The 21,181-nt window shown below is 72.2% G+C and carries 21 protein-coding genes; 13 read left to right on the forward strand and 8 right to left on the reverse strand.

The genetic code is table 11. The features are described from left to right. Positions 1 to 9 precede the first annotated feature (9 nt). Positions 10 to 276: a hypothetical protein gene (locus C4U03_RS08335; protein WP_103937110.1), complete on the forward strand. Its 267-nt coding sequence runs from the start codon at positions 10 to 12 to the stop codon at positions 274 to 276. A 174-nt stretch (positions 277 to 450) separates the two neighbouring features. Next, positions 451 to 672 carry a hypothetical protein gene (locus C4U03_RS08340; RefSeq protein ID WP_103937111.1) on the forward strand — a complete coding sequence of 74 codons (222 nt, stop codon included), beginning with the start codon at positions 451 to 453 and terminating at the stop codon, positions 670 to 672. A 12-nt stretch (positions 673 to 684) separates the two neighbouring features. On the opposite strand, the gene C4U03_RS08345 is transcribed toward C4U03_RS08340, so the two are convergent. Continuing rightward, on the reverse strand, positions 685 to 1,353 hold the full coding sequence (locus C4U03_RS08345) for a DUF1707 SHOCT-like domain-containing protein (RefSeq protein ID WP_103937112.1): 669 nt from the start codon (positions 1,351 to 1,353) through the stop codon (positions 685 to 687). 150 nt (positions 1,354 to 1,503) lie between these two features. Here C4U03_RS08345 and C4U03_RS08350 point away from each other — a divergent pair, with 150 nt between their 5' ends. Next, complete coding sequence (locus C4U03_RS08350) at positions 1,504 to 3,129, forward strand: acyl-CoA dehydrogenase family protein (RefSeq protein ID WP_103937113.1); 1,626 nt, start codon at positions 1,504 to 1,506, stop codon at positions 3,127 to 3,129. Positions 3,130 to 3,227: 98 nt separating this feature from the next. Here C4U03_RS08350 and C4U03_RS08355 read toward each other — a convergent pair whose 3' ends face one another. Continuing rightward, the gene (locus tag C4U03_RS08355) at positions 3,228 to 3,863 is read right to left on the reverse strand and encodes an FMN-dependent NADH-azoreductase (RefSeq protein WP_103937114.1); all 636 of its coding nucleotides are present in this window, start codon (positions 3,861 to 3,863) and stop codon (positions 3,228 to 3,230) included. 122 nt (positions 3,864 to 3,985) lie between these two features. Between C4U03_RS08355 and C4U03_RS08360 the strand changes: the two genes are divergently transcribed. The 5 genes from C4U03_RS08360 (at position 3,986) to C4U03_RS08380 (ending at position 8,213) form a co-directional block, all read left to right on the forward strand. Then, positions 3,986 to 4,606: a TetR/AcrR family transcriptional regulator gene (locus tag C4U03_RS08360; RefSeq protein WP_103937115.1), complete on the forward strand. Its 621-nt coding sequence runs from the start codon at positions 3,986 to 3,988 to the stop codon at positions 4,604 to 4,606. Between the two features lie 172 nt (positions 4,607 to 4,778). Next, positions 4,779 to 5,684, forward strand: a complete 906-nt coding sequence (locus C4U03_RS08365; protein WP_103937435.1) for an ABC transporter ATP-binding protein — start codon at positions 4,779 to 4,781, stop codon at positions 5,682 to 5,684. Position 5,685: 1 nt separating this feature from the next. Next, complete coding sequence (locus C4U03_RS08370; RefSeq protein WP_103937116.1) at positions 5,686 to 6,426, forward strand: ABC transporter permease; 741 nt, start codon at positions 5,686 to 5,688, stop codon at positions 6,424 to 6,426. A 13-nt stretch (positions 6,427 to 6,439) separates the two neighbouring features. Continuing rightward, a complete protein-coding gene (locus C4U03_RS08375) occupies positions 6,440 to 7,594 on the forward strand; it encodes a sensor histidine kinase (protein ID WP_103937117.1) in 1,155 nt (384 codons plus the stop codon). Beyond that, positions 7,587 to 8,213 (forward strand): response regulator, encoded by a 627-nt coding sequence (locus C4U03_RS08380; RefSeq protein WP_103937118.1) that lies wholly within the window; start codon positions 7,587 to 7,589, stop codon positions 8,211 to 8,213. Before C4U03_RS08375 ends, C4U03_RS08380 begins: the two co-directional genes overlap by 8 nt. A 37-nt stretch (positions 8,214 to 8,250) precedes the next feature. Here C4U03_RS08380 and C4U03_RS08385 read toward each other — a convergent pair whose 3' ends face one another. Then, a complete protein-coding gene (locus tag C4U03_RS08385) occupies positions 8,251 to 9,720 on the reverse strand; it encodes a flavin-containing monooxygenase (protein ID WP_103937119.1) in 1,470 nt (489 codons plus the stop codon). Positions 9,721 to 9,832: 112 nt separating this feature from the next. On the opposite strand from C4U03_RS08385, the gene C4U03_RS08390 reads away from it, so the two are divergent. The 5 genes from C4U03_RS08390 to C4U03_RS08410 all read left to right on the forward strand — a co-directional run bounded on the left by C4U03_RS08390 (position 9,833) and on the right by C4U03_RS08410 (position 15,772). Then, the gene (locus C4U03_RS08390; RefSeq protein ID WP_103937120.1) at positions 9,833 to 10,444 is read left to right on the forward strand and encodes a TetR/AcrR family transcriptional regulator; all 612 of its coding nucleotides are present in this window, start codon (positions 9,833 to 9,835) and stop codon (positions 10,442 to 10,444) included. Between the two features lie 128 nt (positions 10,445 to 10,572). Then, positions 10,573 to 12,405 (forward strand): hydroxysqualene dehydroxylase, encoded by a 1,833-nt coding sequence (locus C4U03_RS08395; RefSeq protein WP_235017715.1) that lies wholly within the window; start codon positions 10,573 to 10,575, stop codon positions 12,403 to 12,405. Positions 12,406 to 12,520: 115 nt separating this feature from the next. Then, positions 12,521 to 13,435, forward strand: coding sequence for a hypothetical protein (locus C4U03_RS08400; RefSeq protein ID WP_103937122.1), 915 nt, complete (start codon positions 12,521 to 12,523; stop codon positions 13,433 to 13,435). After that, a complete protein-coding gene (locus C4U03_RS08405) occupies positions 13,432 to 14,529 on the forward strand; it encodes a PucR family transcriptional regulator (protein ID WP_103937123.1) in 1,098 nt (365 codons plus the stop codon). The genes C4U03_RS08400 and C4U03_RS08405 overlap by 4 nt, the downstream gene beginning before the upstream one ends. 25 nt (positions 14,530 to 14,554) lie before the next feature. After that, complete coding sequence (locus tag C4U03_RS08410; protein WP_200827138.1) at positions 14,555 to 15,772, forward strand: oxygenase MpaB family protein; 1,218 nt, start codon at positions 14,555 to 14,557, stop codon at positions 15,770 to 15,772. Positions 15,773 to 15,812: 40 nt separating this feature from the next. On the opposite strand, the gene C4U03_RS08415 is transcribed toward C4U03_RS08410, so the two are convergent. From C4U03_RS08415 to C4U03_RS08435, 5 genes are read right to left on the reverse strand one after another with little or no spacing between them, the layout of a single operon-like run. Then, the gene (locus C4U03_RS08415; RefSeq protein WP_103937125.1) at positions 15,813 to 16,481 is read right to left on the reverse strand and encodes an ABC transporter ATP-binding protein; all 669 of its coding nucleotides are present in this window, start codon (positions 16,479 to 16,481) and stop codon (positions 15,813 to 15,815) included. Beyond that, positions 16,475 to 17,530 carry an ABC transporter ATP-binding protein gene (locus C4U03_RS08420; RefSeq protein WP_235017716.1) on the reverse strand — a complete coding sequence of 352 codons (1,056 nt, stop codon included), beginning with the start codon at positions 17,528 to 17,530 and terminating at the stop codon, positions 16,475 to 16,477. Before C4U03_RS08420 ends, C4U03_RS08415 begins: the two co-directional genes overlap by 7 nt. Continuing rightward, positions 17,527 to 18,444, reverse strand: a complete 918-nt coding sequence (locus C4U03_RS08425; RefSeq protein WP_103937126.1) for an ABC transporter permease — start codon at positions 18,442 to 18,444, stop codon at positions 17,527 to 17,529. The genes C4U03_RS08420 and C4U03_RS08425 overlap by 4 nt, the downstream gene beginning before the upstream one ends. A 4-nt stretch (positions 18,445 to 18,448) precedes the next feature. Then, positions 18,449 to 19,462: an ABC transporter permease gene (locus tag C4U03_RS08430; RefSeq protein WP_200827139.1), complete on the reverse strand. Its 1,014-nt coding sequence runs from the start codon at positions 19,460 to 19,462 to the stop codon at positions 18,449 to 18,451. Beyond that, the gene (locus C4U03_RS08435) at positions 19,459 to 21,054 is read right to left on the reverse strand and encodes an ABC transporter substrate-binding protein (RefSeq protein ID WP_200827140.1); all 1,596 of its coding nucleotides are present in this window, start codon (positions 21,052 to 21,054) and stop codon (positions 19,459 to 19,461) included. The genes C4U03_RS08430 and C4U03_RS08435 overlap by 4 nt, the downstream gene beginning before the upstream one ends. Positions 21,055 to 21,181: the final 127 nt, after the last annotated feature.

Genomic DNA, 21,181 nt, shown 5'->3' on the forward strand with positions numbered 1-21,181 from the left:
GCGGACCGCATGATCGAACGAGCAGAACGCGAAGAGGACCTCGGCCACGAGCCGGAGGTGACCCATGACCGGGACTTCGCCCCCGTAAACCGGGGCGCCGACGCCCGCGGCGGCACGGTGACCCCGCAGGAGGAGGGCATGGCCCGGCAGGAGGACGAGCCTGGCACCGGCACCCCTGGGGTGGACGTCGGCCATCCGGACGCGATCCCTCCGGACGCGGAGGGCGTGGCCGAGGCGGAGCGGCAGGACTCCAGCCGGTACTACAAAGGTCGCTGACCTGCCCGGCACCCGCCCGGTCCAGCGTGGTGACGCCGTGCCCCAGCCGCTGCCGCGAAGGCCGCCGCCCCGGGCCGGCGGGCCTGGATCCGCAGGTTCGGGTGAGGTCCGCGGACGCCCGGGGGCCGGTGCGCGGCTTGACCGGCGGCGTCCCGGTCACACAAGGTTGACCTCGTGGAAGACCTCGTACGGCTGACCCGGGCCACCGGTGACGACGACCCCCTCAAGGCGCTGGCCGCGGTCGCCGAGCTGCGCCGCCAGGCCGAGCGCCTGGAGGCCGTCCAGGTGCGGCGGGCCCGCGCCCAGGGCCTGCCCTGGATCCGCATCGCCGAGGTCCTCGGAGTCTCCAAGCAGGCCGTCCACAAGAAGTACGGCGGCCGCCGCAAGGACCGGTGACCCGCCCCGGGCTCAGGGGCGGGACCTGCGGTCCTCCCACCAGGTGGTGAAGGCGCGGCGGATCGGGGCATGGTGCTCGTCGTCGACGATCTCGATGTCGCCCATCACGGACTGGGCGCGCACGTGCACCACCGGGACGGTGTGGCCGGGCTCGGGCCGCCGGGTGCGCACCCGACGGTCGCCCATCACCGCGTAGCCGCCCATCCGCACCTCCACCCCGTCCGGCACGATGATCTTGACGTCGCCCATCACGGCGGTGGCCACGATGGAGACCTCGCCGCGCGGCACCTGCGCGTCCCGCAGGTCGAGCACCACGCTGCCCATCACCGACAGCGCGTTCAGCTCCTCCTCGATGCGGCCCACGATCCGTTCCCTGGCGTCGCCCATCACGGCGGTGAACCGGCGGGTCTGCAGCGCGGGCGCGGGCTCGGCGCCGGGCGCGCCCACCCCCGGCAGGTCCGCGGTGATCTTCTCCAGCTCCCCCCGGGTGACGGCGCCGTAGGCGGCCTCGGTGCGCTCGGTCAGCTCGGCGAACGTCAGCCGGCCCTCCACCGAGGCGATCCGCAGCAGCTCCACGACGGCCTCCCGCTCGGCGTCCGAGGCGCGCACGGAACCGGACGGGACCTGGGGGGACGGCCGCCGCGGCTGCGGGCGGTCCGGCTGCGGGGTGGGGTTGTTCATGTCTAAGAAGTTACGACCCCGGTGGTGGCGGGCCCTCCATCGCACGGACGAGATCGCCCCCTCCCTTCAGGATGACCCGCAGGCCCTCGCTTTCCGAACACCATTCTGTAAAGTGGCGAACAGCAGCGCACCATCCCAGGAGCACCATCGATGACGCACGACGTGTTCAACCAGGTTCCCCCGCTGGAGGGTCACGACCTCGCCGATGATCCGGCGCTGCTGGACGGGCTGGAGCGGGAGGGCGCCGGCTGGGCGTCCGCCGAGCTGCACGAGCTGGGCCGGCTGGCGGGCACCCCGCAGGCCCAGGAGTGGGGACGGCTGGCCAACGAGTACCCGCCCGTCCTGCGCACCCACGACCGCTACGGCCACCGCATCGACGAGGTGGAGTTCCACCCGGCCTGGCACGAGCTGATGAACGTGGCCGTCACGCACGGCCTGCACGCCGCGCCCTGGGCCGATCCGCGCGAGGGCGCGCACGTCGCGCGGGCCGCCAAGTTCTACGCCTGGCGGGTCGACGCCGGCCACGGCTGCCCGATCTCCATGACGTACGCGGCCGTTCCCGCGCTGCGCCGCAGCCCCGACCTGGCCGCGCGGTATGAGCCGCTGCTCGCCGAGCGGACCTACGACTTCGGCCTGCGCCCCCCGCTCACCAAGACGGGGCTGCTGGCGGGCATGTCGATGACCGAGAAGCAGGGCGGCTCCGACGTCCGCGCCAACACCACCACCGCCACGCCCCAGTCGGACGGCTCGTACCGGCTGGTCGGCCACAAGTGGTTCACCAGCGCGCCGATGTGCGACATCTTCCTCACCCTCGCCCAGGCGCCGGACGGGCTGACCTGCTTCCTGGTCCCCCGCGTCCTGCCGGACGGCACCCGCAACCCGCTGCGGCTGATGCGGCTGAAGGACAAGCTCGGCAACAGGTCCAACGCCTCCTCCGAGATCGAGTACGAGAACGCGGTGGCCTGGCGGGTCGGCGAGGAGGGCCGCGGCGTCCGCACGATCATCGAGATGGTCAACCTGACCCGGCTGGACTGCCTGATCGGCGCGGCGGCCGGGATGCGGCAGGGCGTCATCGTCGCCGCCCACCACGCCGCCCACCGCAAGGCGTTCGGCGCGTACCTGGCCGACCAGCCGCTGATGCGCAACGTCCTGGCCGACCTGGCGGTGGAGTCGGAGGCGGCCACGGTACTGATGATGCGGCTGGCCGGCGCCACCGACCGTTCGGTACGGGGGGACGCGGGCGAGACGGCGTTCAAGCGCCTGGGCCTGGCCGTGGGCAAGTACTGGGTGACCAAGCGCTGGCCCGCGCACGCCGCCGAGTCACTGGAGTGCCTGGGCGGTAACGGCTACGTGGAGGAGTCCGGGATGCCCCGGCTGTTCCGCGAGTCCCCCCTGAACTCCATCTGGGAGGGCTCCGGCAACGTTGCCGCGCTGGACTCCATACGGGCCATCGTACGGGAACCCCAGAGCCTGGAGGCCTTCTTCGAGGAGGTCGAACTCGCCACCGGCGTCGACCCCCATCTCGACGCCGCCGTCCGCGAGGCCAAGGACTCCTTCACCGACACCGCCACCGTCGAGCTGCGCACTCGCCGCATCGTCGAGCGCCTGGCCCTCATCCTCCAGGCATCCCTGCTGGTCAGACACGGTCACCCGGCCATCGCCGACGCCTTCTGCGCCACCCGCCTCGGCGGCGACTGGGGCCACGCCTACGGCACCCTCCCCACCGGCCTGGACTTGACCCCCATCATCGAACGAGCCACCCCGAAAGTCCCCTGACCCGGCGGCCGGCACCGCCACGGGAGCGTCCCTCCGACCACCCACGCAAGTATCCGAACGCCGCCCCCGGCCGGGACGGGGGCGGCGGGCGGGGGCGGTTACCTGGCGGCCAAGGCGCGGCCGGTGCGGTGGGCGGCGTCGCGGGCCTCGGCGTGTCGTTGGACGGCGATGTCCTTGAGGTGGTCCAGGGCTGGGTTGACACCGACGAGGGTGAGTTCGCGTTCGACGACGGTGAGTTCGGCCTCCCACATATCGGCCAGGACGCGGCGCAGGTAGGGGGTGGAGTGGTCCCACCCCTCGCGGGGCGTCCCGGGACCGTAGCCGCCGCCGCGGACGGTGACCAGCACGGTGGGCTTGTCCTGCAGGAAGCCCGGGCCGGCCGTTCCGGCCGCGACCGTGACGAGGTCGATCCAGGTCTTGACGTGCTGGGAGACGCCGTAGTTGTAGAGCGGGATGGCCAGCAGGACGGCGTCGGCGTCGGCCAGTTCCGCCTTCAGAGCGGCGGCCAGGGCCAGGGCGTCGCGCTGGGCGGGGGTGCGCTGGTCCTCGGGGACGAATCCGGCGGTGGCCGCGTGCGTCCAGGCGTCGGCCGGAAGGGGGTCGGTGCCCAGGTGGCGGCGGACGACCGGCTCGCCGGGGCGGGCGGCAGACCATTCAGCCTCCACGAGGTCGGCGAGCTCGGCGCTGGCCGAGGTGGCGGGCATGATGCTGGCGTCCAGGCGGAACAGGCTCACAAGTTCTCCAGGTCAGTGCACGACGCCCCGGGACGGTCCCGATGGCGCGCCGGCGATGTTCGCCGTACGGGAGTGTAAGCGGACTTTCCCCCGCTTAATATTCCGGCCGTAGAGTAAGTTCTGTGGATCGCCCCGTCCTGCCCCTGCTGGGATCGCCGCGCGCCGCGCGCGCGGACGCCGTGCGCAACCGGCGGCAACTACTGGCCACCGCCCGCGAGATGCTCGCCGAGCAGGGGGTGGCCAGACTCACCATGGACGCGCTGGCCGAACGGGCGGGGCTGGGCAAGGGAACGGTGTACCGCCGGTTCGGTACCCGCGCCGGGATCTTCCAGGCGCTGATCGAGGACGACGAGCACGCCTTCCAGGAGCGAGTGCTGTCGGGACCGCCGCCGCTGGGCCCGGGTGCGCCGGCGCTGGACCGCCTGATCGCCTACGGCCGGGCCCGGGCAGCGTTCCTGATCGAGCACCGCGAGATCGTGCGCGCCGCGATCGACGGCCGCCGGCCCGTCCCGGCGGGGACGGAGATGCGGCTCTCCCAGATGCACATCCGCATGCTGCTCACACAAATCCCCCTGGACGGCGCCGACCTGGACATCCTGGCCGTCCAGCTCACCGCAGCCCTGGAAGCGCCGCTCCTGCTCTACCTATCGGCGGCCGACTTCACCGACGACGCCCTGCACACCCAGGAACGGACCGCACGCGGCTGGCAGGACCTCGTCCAACGTGTCTGCCGGCGGCCCTGACCGATGCGAGACGCCACCAGCCAGGCGGCAGCACCACCATTTGCCAGGGCACCACGCACCTGGCGGCCTGCACCGCCGCCGTAGTCGTACCGCGGCATCAACCGATCGGCTGATGGCAGGACGAGCGGCTCGGGCGATGCGGGCGGACACCGTCCAAGGCGATCCTCGGATCATGCCGATCATCGAAGTCAACGGCCTGCGCAAGGCCTACGGCGGTCGTCCCGTGGTGGACGGCGTCGCGTTCGCCGTCGAGGAGGGGGAGATCTTCGGGATCCTCGGCCCGAACGGCGCCGGCAAGACCACGACCGTCGAATGCGTGGAGGGTCTGCGCGAGCCCGACGCCGGCATCATCCGCGTCGCGGGCCTTGATCCGCGTATCGACCGTGACCAACTCACCCGGATCCTCGGCGTTCAGCTCCAGGAGAGCGAGCTGCAGGAGAAGCTGACCGTACGGGAGGCGCTGGAGCTCTACAGCGCCTTCTACCCGGCCCCGGCGGACTGGCGCGGGCTCGCCGAACGCCTCGGCCTCACCGGCAAGCTCACCACCCGCTTCGGCAGGCTGTCGGGCGGCCAGAAGCAGCGCCTGTTCATCGCCCTGGCCCTCATCGGCCGCCCCAAGGTCGTCGTGCTGGACGAGCTGACCACCGGCCTTGACCCGCGCGCCCGCCGCGACACCTGGAAGCTGATCGAGGACGTCCGTGACTCCGGCGTCACCGTCCTGCTCGTTACGCACTTCATGGAGGAGGCCCAGCGGCTCTGTGACCGGATCGCGGTGTTCAAACAGGGTCGTATCGCCGCTCTCGACACTCCCGCGGGTCTGATCGACCACAGCGCCGGCGGCACCGTGATCTCGTTCACTCCATCCCGGCCCGTCGATGACGGCGACCTGGCCGGCCTGCCCGAGGCCGCGGCCTTCGAACACCGGGACGGCCGCCTGACCATCCGCGGCACCGACACGACCGTCAACGCGGTCATCACCCTGCTCGCCCGCCACCAGATCACCGCCCACCGGCTACGGGTCACCGACTCCACGCTGGACGACGCCTTCCTCGAACTCACCCAAGACCGGGAGAACTGACGTGTCCGCGTCCACCGCCGTCCTCAAAGCGGAGCTCCGGCTCTTTTCCCGCGAGCCGTTCAGCCTGTTCTGGATCGTCGCCTTCCCCGCCGTCCTGCTGACGATCCTCGGCCTGATCCCCTCGTTCCGGGAACCAGATCCCGGCCTCGGCGGGAGCCGGGTCATCGACCTATACGTCCCGGTCAACGTGCTACTCGCCATGATCATGGCCGGCATCCAGGCGCTGCCGCCCGTGCTGTCCGGCTACCGCGAGCGCGGCATCCTGCGCCGCATGTCCACCACCCCCGTACGGCCCGCCGCGCTACTGACCGCGCAGATCGTCCTGCACTTCGCGGCCGCCCTGTTCTCGTCGCTGCTGGTCATCGCCATCGGCCGCCTCGCCTTCGACGTGGCCCTGCCCGGCCACCTTCCCGGCTACCTGCTGGCGCTGCTGCTCGGCGCCCTCGGCGCGCTCGCGCTGGGCGCCGCGGTCACCGCGGTCACCCCCACCGTCAAGGCCACCACCGTCGTCGGCTCGATCGTCTTCTTCCCGATGATGTTCTTCGCGGGCGTCTGGGTCCCCGTCCAGGCCATGCCCGAGGTGCTGCGGGGCATCGTCGAGTACTCCCCGTTCGGCGCCGCGTCCCAGGCCCTCCACCAGGCCGCCGAGGGCGGCTGGCCCGACTGGACGCACCTCGGCGTCACCGCCGCGTGGGCCGCCGTCCTGATCGCAGCCGCCGTGCGCTGGTTCCGGTGGGAATAGGAAAATATCTCCGATGGCGACGATCCAGGAGCAGTGGGAACGGTTCTACCGTTGGGGACCGTTCGGCCTGCTGTCCCTCGCGACCTTCCTGGCCCTGCTCATCCGGGAACTCGTCATGTCGCCCGGGGAGCAGCGAACGGCCGCGCCCCTCATCCTCACCGCGGTGGCCCTCCAGATCTTCCACGTCGCCGAGAAGATCCCGGGCCATATCTACTACTGGACCCGCACCGTCCTCGCCTTCGCCCTCTCCTGGCTGAACCCCTTCTACAGCGTTTACGCCGTACTCGGGTACTTCGACGCCCCGCGCTACCTGACCCGCCGCTGGGCCCGCGCCGGAACGTTCGCCACGGCGGTCACCTTGGCCGGCGCCCAGGCGGGCGGGCTGCCACCGGAGAGCCCCGGCCACGTGGCCGCCTTCGGCGGCCTCCTCGCCCTGAACTCCGGGCTCGTCTTCGTCATCGGCGGCATGGCCGACAGGGAGGCCGAGCAGGCCCGCGTCCAGGAGGAGACCATCGCCGAACTCGAACGGACCAACGCCCGCCTGGAACAGGCCCTCGCCGAGAACGCCGCCCTCCAGGCACAGCTCATCGTCCAGGCCCGCGAAGCCGGCGTCAGCGACGAGCGCCGCCGCCTGGCCGCCGAGATCCACGACACCATCGCCCAGGGCCTGACGGGCATCATCGCCCAGCTCCAGGCCGCCGAAGACGGCGAGCACGTCCGCCGCGCCACCGACCTCGCCCGCGAGAGCCTCCGAGAGGCCCGCCGCTCCGTGCGGAACCTCGCGCCCACCCACCTGGAGCACGACTCGCTCCCCGAAGCCCTCAAGAAGATCACCGACGGCAAGGCCCACCTCACCGTCACCGGGACGGCCGAGCCCCTGCACGACGAACTGGAGGCCGCCCTCCTGCGCATCGCCCAGGAGGCCGTCGCCAACGCCACCCGCCACGCGCACGCGGAACGCATCGGTGTGACCCTCTCCTACATGGACGACGAAGTGACACTCGACATCCGCGACGACGGCCGCGGCTTCACCCGCCCCACCCGCGGCTTCGGCCTGACCGCCATGCGCGAACGCGCCGAACGTGTCGCCGGCACCCTGGAGATCGAGTCCGAGCCCGGCCGCGGCACGGCCGTCTCCGCCCGCGTACCGTTGATCCGCCATGGCTGACATCACCGTGCTGATCGTCGATGACCACCCCGTCGTTCGGGACGGGCTGCGCGGCATGTTCGCCGCGACCACCGGCTTCCAGGTCCTGGGCGAGGCCGCCGACGGCCGCCAAGCCGTGGCCCTCGCCGAAGAGCTCCGCCCCGACGTCGTCCTCATGGACCTGCGGATGCCCGGCGGAGGCGGTGTGGAGGCCATCACCGAACTCACCCGCCGCGGCCTGCCCTGCAAGGTCCTCGTCCTCACCACCTACGACACCGACACCGACACGATCCCGGCGATCGAGGCCGGCGCCACCGGCTATCTGCTCAAGGACGCCCCCCGCGACGACCTCTTCAACGCCGTGCGCGCCGCCGCCGAAGGCCGCACCGTCCTGTCCCCGGCCATCGCCTCCCGCCTGGTCTCCCGCGTACGCCAGCCCCGCGGCGAATCTCTGAGCACCCGCGAACTGGAGGTCCTGCGCCTGGTGGCCCGCGGCACCAGCAACCGGGAGATCGCCGCCGAGCTCTTCATCAGCGAGGCCACGGTCAAGACCCACCTCACCCACATCTACGCGAAACTGAACGTCAAAGACCGAGCCGCAGCGGTGGCCGCCGCCTACGGCAAACACCTACTGCCCTGACTGGAGGGTTACGGGGTCCGGCCGTTCGTGGCCGGGCTCAGTGCTGGAGGTGGTAGTCGGAGGGGTTCAGACGGCGGGTACGGCGGCGGTAGCCGGTCATGAAGCCGGGCCAGTTGTTGGTGTTGCGGCGGTCGGCATCGAGGTACCAGCTGTCGCAGCCGCCCTGGTTCCAGACCGAGGCGGACAGGCGGCGCTGGGCGGCGGCGTCGAAGCGGTCGAGCACGTCCTCCCGCACGTCCATCGAGGTGACGCCGCGTGCCAGCAGGTGGGCGGCCTGGACGATGTAGGCGATCTGGCTTTCGAGCATGTGGACGATGGAGCCGGAGCCGACGTTGGTGTTGGGGCCGTACATCAGGAAGAAGTTGGGGAACCCGGGGACGGCCAGGCCCAGGTAGGCGCGGGCGCCGTCCTTCCAGGCGTCGTTGAGCTCGGTGCCGTGCGGGCCGGTGACGCGCATGGGGGCGACGAAGTCCTGGGAGCGGAAACCGGTGGCCCAGATGACGGTGTCGGCGAGGTGGTGCTCGCCGTCGGCGGTGCGGACCCCGTCCGGGGTGAGCTCGGTGATGGGGCTGTCGATGACGCCGACGTTGGGCCTGTTCAGGGTCTCGTAGTACTCGCTGGAGGTCAGAATCCGCTTGCAGCCCGGCTCGTAGCGCGGGGTGAGGCGGTCCCGCAGCTTCGGGTCCCGCACCGAGCGCAGGGCGTACCGGCACAGCGCGCGGACGGGCGCCGACAGCAGGCGACGGCCGCGCGGGGACACCAGGCTCGGGTTGAGCACCAGCTCGAACCACAGGAAGATCCCCAGCCGTGACAGCTTCTGCACGGCGGGGACGCGGCGGTTGAGGGCGTGCCGCCAACGGGGGTAGACGCGGTCGGGTTTGCGGCTGATCCAGTGCACCTCCAGTTGGAAGACGGTCAGGGACTCGGCGTCGGAGGCGATGAGAGGGACGAACTGGATGGCGCTGGCGCCGTTGCCGACCACCGCGACGCGGGCGCCCGTCAGGTCGTGGTCGTGGTCCCATCGCGCCGAGTGGAACATCGTGCCGCCGAAGGAGTCCATGCCGGGCAGCCGGGGAACGGCCGGGTTGCTGAGCTGCCCGCAGGCGGCGACCAGCAGGTCGTACTCCAGGTGCTCTCCGTCGCCGGTCCGCACCCGCCATCGGCCGCGCGCCGCATCGAACTCGGCGTCTATGATCTCGATGCCCAGCCGCAGGTGCGGGGTCAGCCCGTACGCGGCCGTGCAGTGCCGCAGGTAGTCCAGGATCTCCGGCTGCTCGGCGAACCGGCGCGTCCAGTCGGGCTTGGGCTCGAACGAGTACGAGTACAGGTACGAGGGCGCGTCGCAGGCGGCACCGGGATAGGTGTTGTCGCGCCAGACTCCCCCGACGCCGTCGGCTTTGTCGAAGATAGTGAGGTCGGTGAAGCCGGCCTGTTTCAGGCCGATGGCCAGGCCGATGCCGCTGAACCCGGCTCCGACGACAGCGATCGACAGGTCCCTGCGTCCCATGCGCGGCTCCCTCCGGGGTGGGGGCGACGGGGCGGCGGCGTCCCGGCGGACACCCAACTTCCGACGCCTGTGTCGGTTAGGGTGACGCCAAACGGAGGAGGGAGTCAAGACGATGGGCGAAACCGCGCCGAAGTCGCGGATGCGGGCACCGGCCCGCCGGGCGTTGATCACCGCGGCGGCGCTGAAGATCTTCGCCGGCAAGGGGTACCACGCCACGTCCCTGGGCGAGATCGCGGCGGCGGCCGGAGTGGCGCGGACGGTGCTGTACGACCACTTCCCCTCCAAGCGGGTGCTGCTGCTGGCGGTCATGCAGGAGCAGAACGCGGCGCTGGTGGAGTACGTGGGATCCCGCATCACCGGCTCGGGCTCGGCCGAAGAGCGGATGCGCTCCACGATCGACGCCTACTTCAGCTTCGCCCAGAGCAAGCCCGATGCGCGCAAGCTGCTGTTCGACCGTACCGACGAGGACGACCCGGAGATCCGCACCGTCCGCCAGGGCATCCGTGAGTCGCGCACGCGAGCGGTCACGGCACTGCTGGCCGGCGACATGCGCTCGGTCGGGGTGGACCCGGGCGAGCCGATCGCCGAGGCGATGGTCGAACTCATCATCACCGGCCTGGACGGCGTGGCGCAGTGGTGGGGGCGCAACCCCCAGATGCCCCGGTCGGTGCTGGTCGAGGGGGCGATGCGGCTGCTGTGGACCGGGCTGGGGAACGTCGGGTAGCCCGACGGGCGCGAGCGGACGAGGGCCGCCGGGGGGTTGACGCCCCCGGCGGCCTTCCTCATAGTGGGGACCCACCCCGTTAACCGACACAAATGTCGGTTAAACCACCCCCCTGTGAGGAGTGTGTCGTGGACGACAGGACACCGTCGCAGCACGGATCGACCGAGGAGCCGGGCGGGATCGGCCGCCGCAAGTTCGTCACCGGGGCGCTGGCGGCGGCCGGCGCGGCCACCGTGGCCGGGGCGATCAACCCGAGCCAGACGGCTTCGGCCGCGGCGGCCCGGCGGACGCCTGTCCGGCGGTTGGCGGCGGGCCGCCGGGTCGCGGTGTTCGGCGGCGGGATGGGCGGCCTGACCGTCGCCCACGAGCTGGCCGAACGCGGCTTCCAGGTGACCGTGTACGAGCGCAAGGCCTGGGGCGGCAAATGCCGCAGCATGCCGGTTCCGGGCACCGGCTCCGGAGGCCGCCAGGACCTGCCCGCCGAGCACGGCTTCCGTTTCTTCCCCGGCTTCTACCAGAACATCCCCGACACCATGAAGCGGATCCCGCTGGCCGGCGGGGGAACCGCCTACGACAACTTCGTGGCCGGCACGGAGGTCGTGGCCTTCTACAACGGCATCAAGATCCCGATCCCGGCGCACGGCAGCATCATCGGCACGCTCAGCCCCGAGTCGCTGCTGCAGTTCCTGCGCACCGTGGTGTCGGTGGTCACGTTCGTCCCGGCGACCGAGGCGGCCTTCTTCCTGCAGAAGATGATCGCGTTCGTGGCCAGCGGGCCACAGCGGCGGCTCAAGCAGTGGGAGCACATGAGCTTCTACGACTTCGTCAGGGCGGAGGGCAGGTCCAAGGGGTACCAGGAGTTCCTGGTCGAAATGTTCACCGGCACCCTGGTGGCGGCCAAGCCGGACAAGGCCAACGCCCACACCATGGGCCTGATGGCCGAGGCGTGGGTCTACAGCACCCTGGGCCTGGGCGGCTACGGGGCGCCCGACCGGCTGCTGAACGCCCCCACCAACGAGGCGCTGATCGATCCCTGGATGGCGCACCTGCGCTCACTGGGAGTCCAGTTCGTCTCCGACGCCACGCTCACCCGCCTGTCGGTCGCCGGCGGGCAGATCAGCGGCGCCCAGGTCAGCGGGGGCGGCGGCACCACCGCCGTCGAGGCCGACCACTACGTGCTGGCGGTGCCGGTCGAACGCGCCGTCCCGCTGCTCAACGACGACATCCTGGCGATCGACCCGTCCCTCACATCGCTGCGGGACCTGGCGGTCGACTGGATGAACGGCCTCATGATCTACCTGCGGCGGCCCATCGACCTGGCCGAAGGGCACGTCGCCTACGCCGCCCAGCCTTGGGCGCTGACCTCCATCAGCCAGGCCCAGTTCTGGAAGAAGAAGTTCGGCACCACCTACGGCAACGGCGAGGTCAACGACTGCCTGTCCGTCGACATCTCCGCCTGGGACCAGCCCGGAGTCCTCTACGGCAAGCCCGCCCGTGACTGCACCCGCGAGCAGATCTTCAAGGAGGTCGTCGAGCAGTTGCGCAGGGCCCTGCCGTGGGGGCGGCTCACGCTCACCGACGCCAACATCCACTCCTACTTCCTCGACCCGGCCATCACCGGCAACGGCACTCCCCAGGTCGCCAACGACGAGCCGCTGCTGATCAACAAGCCCAGCTCGTGGTACCTGCGGCCGGAGGCCGCCACCAGGGTGCCCAACCTGTACCTGGCCTCCGACTACGTGAAGGCCGACATCAACCTGGCCACCATGGAGGGCGCCAACGAGGCCGGCCGCAAGGCCGCCAACGCCATTCTCGACGCCTCCGGTGTCGGGGGCACCCCGGCCAAGCTGGAGAAGCTCTGGAAGCCCGACGTGTTCGCGCCCATCTACCAGCGCGACGACGCCCGCTTCGCCGCCGGCCAGCCGAACGCGTTCGACCTCTGGGAGCCGCACATCCCCTGATCCCGACGGCCCGCACCGGGCCGATTCCGCCTGATCCCGCCTCCTGAGGCCATCGTGAGGCCATCGTTCGCGGCCGGCGGTCACGCCGGCCGCGAACGATCCGAAAGGCTCCGTCATGCCGACCGCCGGCCACCTCCTCGCCATCCTGTCCACCTGCCTCTACTTCAGCGGACTGGTCTACTTCAAGGTCTCCACCGCGCACATGCCGGCCCTCGGCGGGCTCCGGCCCCGACAACTGGCCCGGGAGCTGGCCGGCGACCGGACCTGGACCGCCGGTGCCGCCCTCGTGGGCACCGGGGCCTGCGTCCAGGCCGCGGCGCTGGCCAGGCTGTCCATCTGCCAGGCGCAACCGATGTTCCTGGCCGGGCTGGTGGCCCTGGTCCTGCTCGCCGTCGTCGCCTTGGGGGAACGGCTCACGCCACGCGAATGGGGATGCGTCCTGCTCCTGGCCGCCGCGACGATCCTGTTCGTCCGTGCCTGCGCCGGCACTGCGACCAAGGTGTCCGTGCACACCGAGCCACCGTCTCCCGCGCTGGTCGTCACCGTCGCGCTGGCCTCGCTGGCGGTGCCGGTGACGGCGTTCCTGGCCGGTGAACTGTCCCGCACAGGCGTCCATGCGCGGCCGCTGACCGGTGTCGCACTGGCCACCAACGTGGGCCTGCTCACCGGCACCGCCGAGCTGATGCTCACCGGAGCGGCGGCCCTGGGACCCGACCCGCGCGCGCTGGCCACCGCCCCCTACCTTTACCTGTTCGTGCTCACCGCCCCCCTGGCCCTGGGGCAGCTCCAGATCGCCCTGCAACGCAGCCGACTGGTGATCGTCGGGCTGGTCGCCACCGCGACCGCCAAGACCTACCTGTTCGTCATGGCCATGGCGCTCTACGGCAAGCCGTGGCTCGGTGACCATGGTCAGGCCGCGCTGGCACTGGCGCTGTCGGTCCTGGCCGTCACCGCCGTCCCCCACCACGAGCGGCCCGCCGGCCCGGCGGCGCGACATGACGGGCCCTTCGTCCAGCGGCGGTCGACATGACGAAAAAGACCCGGACTCTGGCAGGCGGGGAAGCCCGCACCGGTGAGCGCCGGCGGCTGCACCAGCTCACCCCCGATCCCAAGCCGCAGGCCTGGCACGATGACTTCGAACGCGCCTTTGAGCAGCCCGAGGACCTCGCCCGGCACGGGCCGGAGCACACCGACCGGCTGTGGTGCGCCGCAGGAGCCCTGGCCACTGCCGAGAACGCCGAGGGCCCGTGCCGGTGCGATGGTCCCTGCGACGTGCACCGGCGGGACCTCCTCGAACTGCTCCTGCGCTCCCCATGCGATCCGGACCGGCTCCGTAAGGCCGCCGTTCGGGCCGGCTGGGAGGTCCCCAGAACGCTTGCGGCCGTGGCCATGTACCGGGCGCCGAGGCCGGTCCCGGCGCGCCGGTTCCTGCCGCCGAACGTCCTCACCGGCCTTCACCAGGGCCTGCCCTGCCTGATCTTCCCCGACCCGGACGGCCCGGGCCGCCGGGCCGTACTCCGGGCGCTGCTCAGCGAGGATCCGGGCGTCGTCGGCCCCACCGTCGAGACCTGCCGGGCGGGCTCGTCCTGGCGGCTGGCCCGCCGGGGCCTGGAACTGCTGCCCGCCGACCTGCCGGCCCGGCACACCGCGGTGCACGTGCTCGACCACGTGCGGGATCTGCTCCTGCTCCAGGATCGCGGGCTGTCCCGGGAACTGGCCGCCCGGAAGCTGGCCCCCCTGCAGCGGCTCCGCCCCGCCCGGCGCGCCTGCCTGGCCGAAACACTGCTGGCCTACCTCGAATGCGGACGCAGCGCCGTGGCCATCGCCGAGCGCCTGCACGTCCACCCACAGACGGTCCGTCACCGCATGCGTCAGATCACCCACCTGTTCGGCCCCGACATCGACGACCCCTCCCAGGCCCTGGACTACCTGATCGCGCTGCACACCTGGCGGCTGCTGCCCGACGACCACTCCTCCCCTCACGGCGGCCACCGGCTGGACGACGCCGCGCCCCGGCAGGGCCCGCACGGCGGGCCTCCCCGGCGGCAGGGGGGCGCCACCGGCGGCAGCCATCGCCGATCACCGAGGAAGAACCAGCGAAAGGCCGCACCACATGAGTCGTGAACAGCGCCTGGCACACCCGGCGTGGATGACCCGAGGCCCCTGGAAGGCGACCCTGCGGCTGGCGCCCGGGGATATCCGGGCGACGCCGTCGCAACTCGCCGCGTTCCGCTCGTTCGCCCAGGCCGGCGATCCACCGGCCGACGCGGTGGTGGAGATGATGGCGCGGCTGCCGGGCGGAGCCGGCCGCCGCCTGTTCGAGCAGGCGGTGGAGAAGGGGATCGACGCACTCGGAGATCCACCGCGCGAGCTGGTGGAGTTCTTCGCCGCGGTGGACGCCGTCCCGTACTGGGTGGATCCGGACCTGCTGGACCGCGGTGCCCGGGTGGTGGGCAGGACCGGGCTGCTGGGGCTGACGATGGTGATGCCGTGCGCCTCCTTGTACGGGGGTTATCTGGCCTCCCGCGCCAACAAGACCCTGATGCGCACCGGCTACCTGGACACCATGGCACCGCGCCGCCTGGCCGAGACCGCCGGCTGGTGGGTGGACGTCACCACTCCCGGCGGTCTGGGCCGCTTCGAAGCCGGCTTCCAGGGCACTCTGCGGGTACGGCTCATGCACGCCCAGGTACGCGCCGCCATGCGCCGCCGCGACGACTGGGACCACGACACCTGGGACGCGCCCGTCAACCAGGTCCAGCTCGCCGGGACCCTTCTGCTGTTCTCCCACGTCATGCTGCTCGGCTCGCGTGCCCTGGGATTTCAGTTCTCCGCCGCCGACCAGGCCGCCGTCCGGCATCTGTGGCGCTACGTCGGACATCTCATGGGCGTCGATCCCGGCCTGCTCCCGGCCACGGCGGCCGACGCCTGGCGGCTGTACTGGCTGGAGGCCGCCACCGAGTTCCTGCCCGATGAGGACTCCCGGCGGCTGGGCCGCGCGCTGATGGACGCCGCCGCTCCGCTCCTGCTGACGTCCCGCTGGCAGGACTCCGTCCCGGCCCGCCATGCCCTGACCAACTACCTGTTCGCCTACAGCCGCCTGATCCTCGGCAGGCGCAACGCCGACTTCCTCGGCGCGCCCGACAACAGGCTCTATCGGGCCGCCGTCCTCGGCACCGCCGCCACCGTCTTCGCCGCGGAAAGCGCCCGCCGCGTTATCCCGGGGGTCACCGGGCTGTGCGAACGCCTCGGCCAACGACAACGCACCACCATGGTCCGCCGCCTGATCAGGGAACAGCACGGCGATCGCTCCCACAGCCGCTACGACACTCCCGGCCGCCCTCGGAACACGGCGGTCCGCCCCTGACACCTCCCGGTCCTGACGACCTGGAACGCCGAGGAGCCGGTCACCTCCCGGTCGGCGCGGCCGGGGGGCCGCCGAGGTCGTGCCACTGGACGGTTTCGTCGCAGCAGGCGTCCAGGAGCGCGCTGTCGTGGCTGACCATGAGGGCACCGCGGCCGTGGTGCTCCACCTGGGCTTTGATGAGGTGGACCAGCGCGGCCGCGCTGGAGGCGTCGAGCATGGCGGTCATCTCGTCGCACAGCAGGTAGCGCGGGTCGGCGCCGAGGGTGCGGGCCAGGCAGGCGCGCTGGAGTTGCCCGTCACTGACCTCGTGCGGTCTGCGGTCCAGCAGGTCGGGGGTGAGACCGACGAGTTCGGCGAGCCGGTCGGTCTCGGTGCCGGGCGCCCCGGCCGGCAGGTGGGCGGAGACGATGCGGCGCAGGGTGTGGCGGGGGTCGGCGGCGGCGCGCGGGTGCTGGAAGACGACACCGACCCGTCGGCGCTGGGCGGCAGGTGCGGCGTAGCGAAAGCGCCGGACGGTCTCGCCGTCCAGACGCAGGTCGCCGGATCGAGGCGGATGCAAGAGCGCCAGGACGCGGATGAGCGTGGACTTGCCGCAGCCGCTGGGTCCCTGGACGCCGACGATGCGCCCCGGTGTGAGAGTGATCGAGATTCTGGTGAGGACGTCGTGGTCGCGCCGATAGCCGGCGGTCAGGTTGGTGACGCTCAGCATGACCGCTCTCCGATGGGTTCGCTGCCGGTCAGCGGTCCGCGGGCACCGCGTCCCTCCTCGGGGAGGCGGGCGCAGGAGAGGGCGCGGCCCGGCGCCACGGGGACCAGGGCCGGGTCGCCGGTGCAGGTGTCCCGCTGCGAGCAGCGGGGCCGGAAGGCGCAGCCGGGCGGCAGCGCCGACAGGCTCGGCGGGTGGCCGGGCAGGGGGCGGAAGCCGCGGGCGGGGGTGGCCTCCAGCAGGCCCCGGGTGTAGGGATGCCAGGGGTCGTCGAACACCTCGGAGGCGGGGCCCTGTTCGACGATCCTGGAGGCGTACATCACCGCGAGGTCGGTGGCGACGCGCTCGGCGGCGGCGATGTCGTGGGTGATGAGCAGCACCGCCCGGCCGTCGCCGGCGAGTTCGCGCAGCGTGTCGACCGTACGCTCGACCAGGGGCCGGTCCAGCCCGGAGGTGGGTTCGTCGGCGATGATGACGTCGGGGTCGGCGGCCAGGGCGAGGGCGAGCACCACGCGCTGGGCCATCCCGCCCGACAGTTCGTGCGGGTAGCGGTCGAGGGCGGCGGGCTCCAGCCCGACGCGCCCGGCGAGCCGGTCGGCTTCGCGATGCCGGTCGCCGATGTCGGGCCGCAGCTCGCGCAGGGTTTCCACCAGCTGGCTGCGCGCTGTGCGCACCGGGGTCAGGGCCGTCGCCGCAGACTGCGGGACGAGGGCGATCCGGCGGCCGCGGACGTGGCGGGCGAGCGTCCGCTCCGATGCCGTCAGCAGTTCCAGCCCGTCCGGCGGGCCGGACGCGCTGGACGGGCTGGACGCGCCGCCTCTGGCGGAGTTGCCGTACAGCCGGACGCTTCCGCGGATCTCGGCGTTGCCGGGCAGCAGCCCCAGCACGGTCGACGCGAGGACGCTCTTGCCGCAGCCGCTCTCTCCGACGAGCGCGAGCAGCCGGCCCGGCCGCAGCTCGAACGACACGTCCGTGACCGCCCGCACGACCATCTCGCGCAGCCGGAACCGCACGGACAGCTCCTCGACCCGCAACAGCGGCGGGGCGGTCACAGGGCCAGCTCCGAGCGTCGGCGGGGCACCAGCCGGTCGCGCCACCAGCCGGCCAGCCCGGCCACCGCCAGGGTGACCGCGACCAGCAGCCCGGCGGGCGCGGCGATCGTCCACCAGGCGCCCAGCAGTACGTCGTCGCGGCTGTCGGCGACCATGGTGCCCAGGCTCGGCAGGTGCGGCGGCAGCCCCAGTCCGAGGAAGCTCAGCGCGGTCTCGTGCCAGACCGCGTGCGGCAGCAGCAGGACCGCGGCCAGTGCCGCCTGCGGGGCGACCGCGGGCAGCAGATGGCGGGTGAGCACCATCAGCCGGGACGCGCCGCCCGAGATGGCGGCGTCGATGTAGGGGCGTGAGCGCAGGGACAGCACTTCGGCCCGTACGATCCGGGCCACGGTCGTCCAGTGCGTCAACGCGATGGAGGCGATGACCGCCACCAGCGACCCGCGGTACAGCGCCACGATGAGGATGCCCAGCAGCAGGTGCGGCACCGCGTTCAGGCCGTCCACCAGCCGCATGACGGTCGCGTCGATGACGCCTCCCGCCGCTCCCGAGACGGCGCCCACCACAGTGCCGAGGACCGTCGCCGCCACGGCGCAGGCGACGGCGATCACCAGGGAGACGCGGGCACCGAGGGCCGCCCGTACGAGCACGTCGCGGCCGGAGTCGTCGGTGCCCATCAGATGGCCGGTCCCGGGGGCCAGCCGGACGGCGTCGTAGTCGACCGTCCCGGTCGCCGCGTCACCGGCCACCAGCGGCAGCACCGCCACCACGGCGACCAGCGGCACGAGCACGGCCGCCGACGCGACCACCCGGGCCCGTGCGGACACCGCGGCGCCCCGCCTGGCCGCACCGCCGGGCCGGCGCCGCCCGCCGGGCCGCCACTCCTTGAGGCGGCCCCCTGTGACTGACTCGCCCATTGCCTCACCCATTCGCGGACGCTCTCGGATCGATCAGCAGGACGGCGATGTCGGCGCACAGATTGCCCACCAGCACCGCTCCGGTGGCCAGCAGGGTGAGCGCGACGAGCAGCGGGAAGTCGACGTTCAGCCCGGCCCGTACCATCGCCCCGGCCACTCCCGGCCAGGAGAACACCTCCTCGACCAGGACCACACCGGTCACCAGTTCGGGCAGCCGGGTCCCCACCGTGGTCACGAACGGCAGCAGTGCTCCCGGCAGCCCGTGCCGCAGCACGACCGTGCGTTCGGGCAGGCCGCGCGAACGCGCCGCCGTCACGTGGTCCTCGGACAGGGCGACCAGCAACTGCTGCCGTACGGTCAGGATCAGCCAGGGCAGTTGCGCGACCGCCAGGACGAGCGCGGGAAGGGCGAGGTGGCGGATCGTGGAGGCGACCGTGGCCGTACCGGTGGCCTCGCTGACTCCCCCGGCGGGCAGCAGCGGCATGGCCACCGCGAAGACGGCGATCGCTCCGAGTCCGAGCAGGAAGGTCGGCAGTCCTTCCAGGGTGTGCGCCATCGTGACGGTGCACCGGTCGATCCAGCCGCCCTGCCGCCACGCCGAGGCCACGCCCAGCGTCAGCGCGATGAGCACCGCGAGAGCCAGGCCGGTGCCGGCCAGCAGCAGGGTCCAGGGCAGCCGTTCGGCCACGACGTCGGAGACGGGCTGACCGTAGGAGCGGCTCAGCCCCCAGTCCCCGCCGAGCACGCCGTTCAGCCAGTGCCCGTACTGCTGCCAGACCGGCTCGTCCAGCCCCAGTTCGGCCCGCGTCCGCGCCACGTCCGCCTCGGCCGCGGTGAAGATGCGGGTCCCGTAGTACTGGTACACCGGGTCGAACGGTGAGGCCGCGCCCAGCGCGAACACCACTCCGGACACCGCCAGCAGCAGCGGGACCGCCACCGCCAGCCGCCGCAGCGCCATCCGCCCGGCGGCGCGCAGCCGTCCCTCCCGCGGGCCGGCCTTTTCCTTGGAAGCCCTCACCCGCGGCGCGACCACTTCTCAAGGTTCCACCACGGCCCCCACGTCAGCACGCCGTGCAGATGCGGGTCGATCACCGCCTCGTAACCCGACCACTGGCCGCGCATCACGTAGGTGTGCTGCAGGAAGACCAGGAATACCCAAGGCGGGTTGTCCATCAGCCGGCGCTGCACGGCCTTGTAGGCCTGGACGCGGACCGCCTGGTCGGAACTGCTGCGGGCCTTGTCGAGCTCGGCGTCCACGGTGGCGTCCCGGTACGAGCCGGGGTTGTTGAACCCGTCCTCCGCCTGTGCGGAGTGCAGCAGGCCGTAGGCCACCAGGTCCGGGTCGAGGGGTGTGCCGTCGCCCATCACCAGCGCGTCGTTCCTCATCCGCGGCTCGATCGCGTCCCAGCCCAGCCCGGCCAGGTCCACCCTGATCCCGACCTTGGCCGCGTCGGAGGCGAACCCGCCGGCCAGCGCCTTGCGGACCGAGTCGCCGGCCGGATACATCAGCGTGAACCGTGCCTGCCGGCCGTCCCGGGACCGCACACCGCCGGCTCCGGTCCGCCAGCCCGCCGCGTCCAGGATCCGCCGGGCCTCGGCCGGATCGTGCCGCCAGACCGCCGTGGGCTCGGCGAACTCGTCCAGCACCTGGGGAACGGGCCCGGACGCACTCCTGCCGCGCCCGGCGAGCAGCGCCCGGATCATGCCCTCCCGGTCCACCGCCAGGTTGAGTGCCCGTCTGATCGCCAGGTCGCCGGTCACCGGGTTCTTCTGTGGCAGCATCACCCCGCGGTAGTCGGCACTGTCATGGCTGTAGATGGTCATGCCGTCCTTGCCGGAGAACGTGCCGGCCAGCGCGGGCGGCAGCACCGTGCCGTCGAAGTCACCGCGCCGCATGCGCTGCGCCCGGGTGTTGTCGTCGGGGACGAACACCACCGTGACTCGCCGGATCTTCGGCGCGCCGCCCCAGTAGTCCTCGTTGGCGGTGAGCACCAACCGTTCGCCCCGCCGCCATTCGCTGAACCGGTACGGGCCGGTGCCGATCGGGCGCGTGTTGAACGGCGAGGACTCCAGCCTGCCGCCGGTCAGCGCCTCGGACGGGACGATGCCCAACGCCAGTTTGTGCACGAACGGCGCGTACGTGTGGCGCAGCCGGAACTCCACCGAGTCCGGCCCGCTCTGCCGTACCCCGGCCAGCATCCGGAACGAGGAGGCCACCGGGGAGGCCGCCGCCGGATCCAGCAGCGTCCGGTAGGTGGCCACCACGTCCTCGGGCCCGAACGACGATCCGTCGTGGAAGGTCACCCCGGTGCGCAGCCGGACCTTCCAGGTCTTGCCGTCCGCCGACGGCTCCGGCACGGCGGCGGCCAACGCCGGCCGCGGCCGGCGGTCCGCGTCGTGCGTCACCAGCCCGTCGAAGATCTTGCTCATGCCCTGTTCGGCGAACCCCATCAACGGGTGCAGCGACTCGTCCTCGTACGGATCCGCGAGCACCACACCGTCGTCCCGCACCCGGCTGTCGGGCGCGGCACACGAGGCCAGTCCCATCGACACCACGGTGACGGCCGCGGTCACCACCAACCCGGACAAACCACGCGAAGCATCCCTCACGGCCAGGACGCTAACCTTCCGGGACCTCTAGATGCAAGAGACTCGCAACTGCGAACATATGGCAATAATCTCACCGGGGCCTCCGCCGCACGGCCGAGACAGCCCGCCACCCGCGGCCCACCGCGAT

Source organism: Thermomonospora echinospora (assembly GCF_900108175.1).
Taxonomy (GTDB): Bacteria; Actinomycetota; Actinomycetes; order Streptosporangiales; family Streptosporangiaceae; genus Thermomonospora; species Thermomonospora echinospora.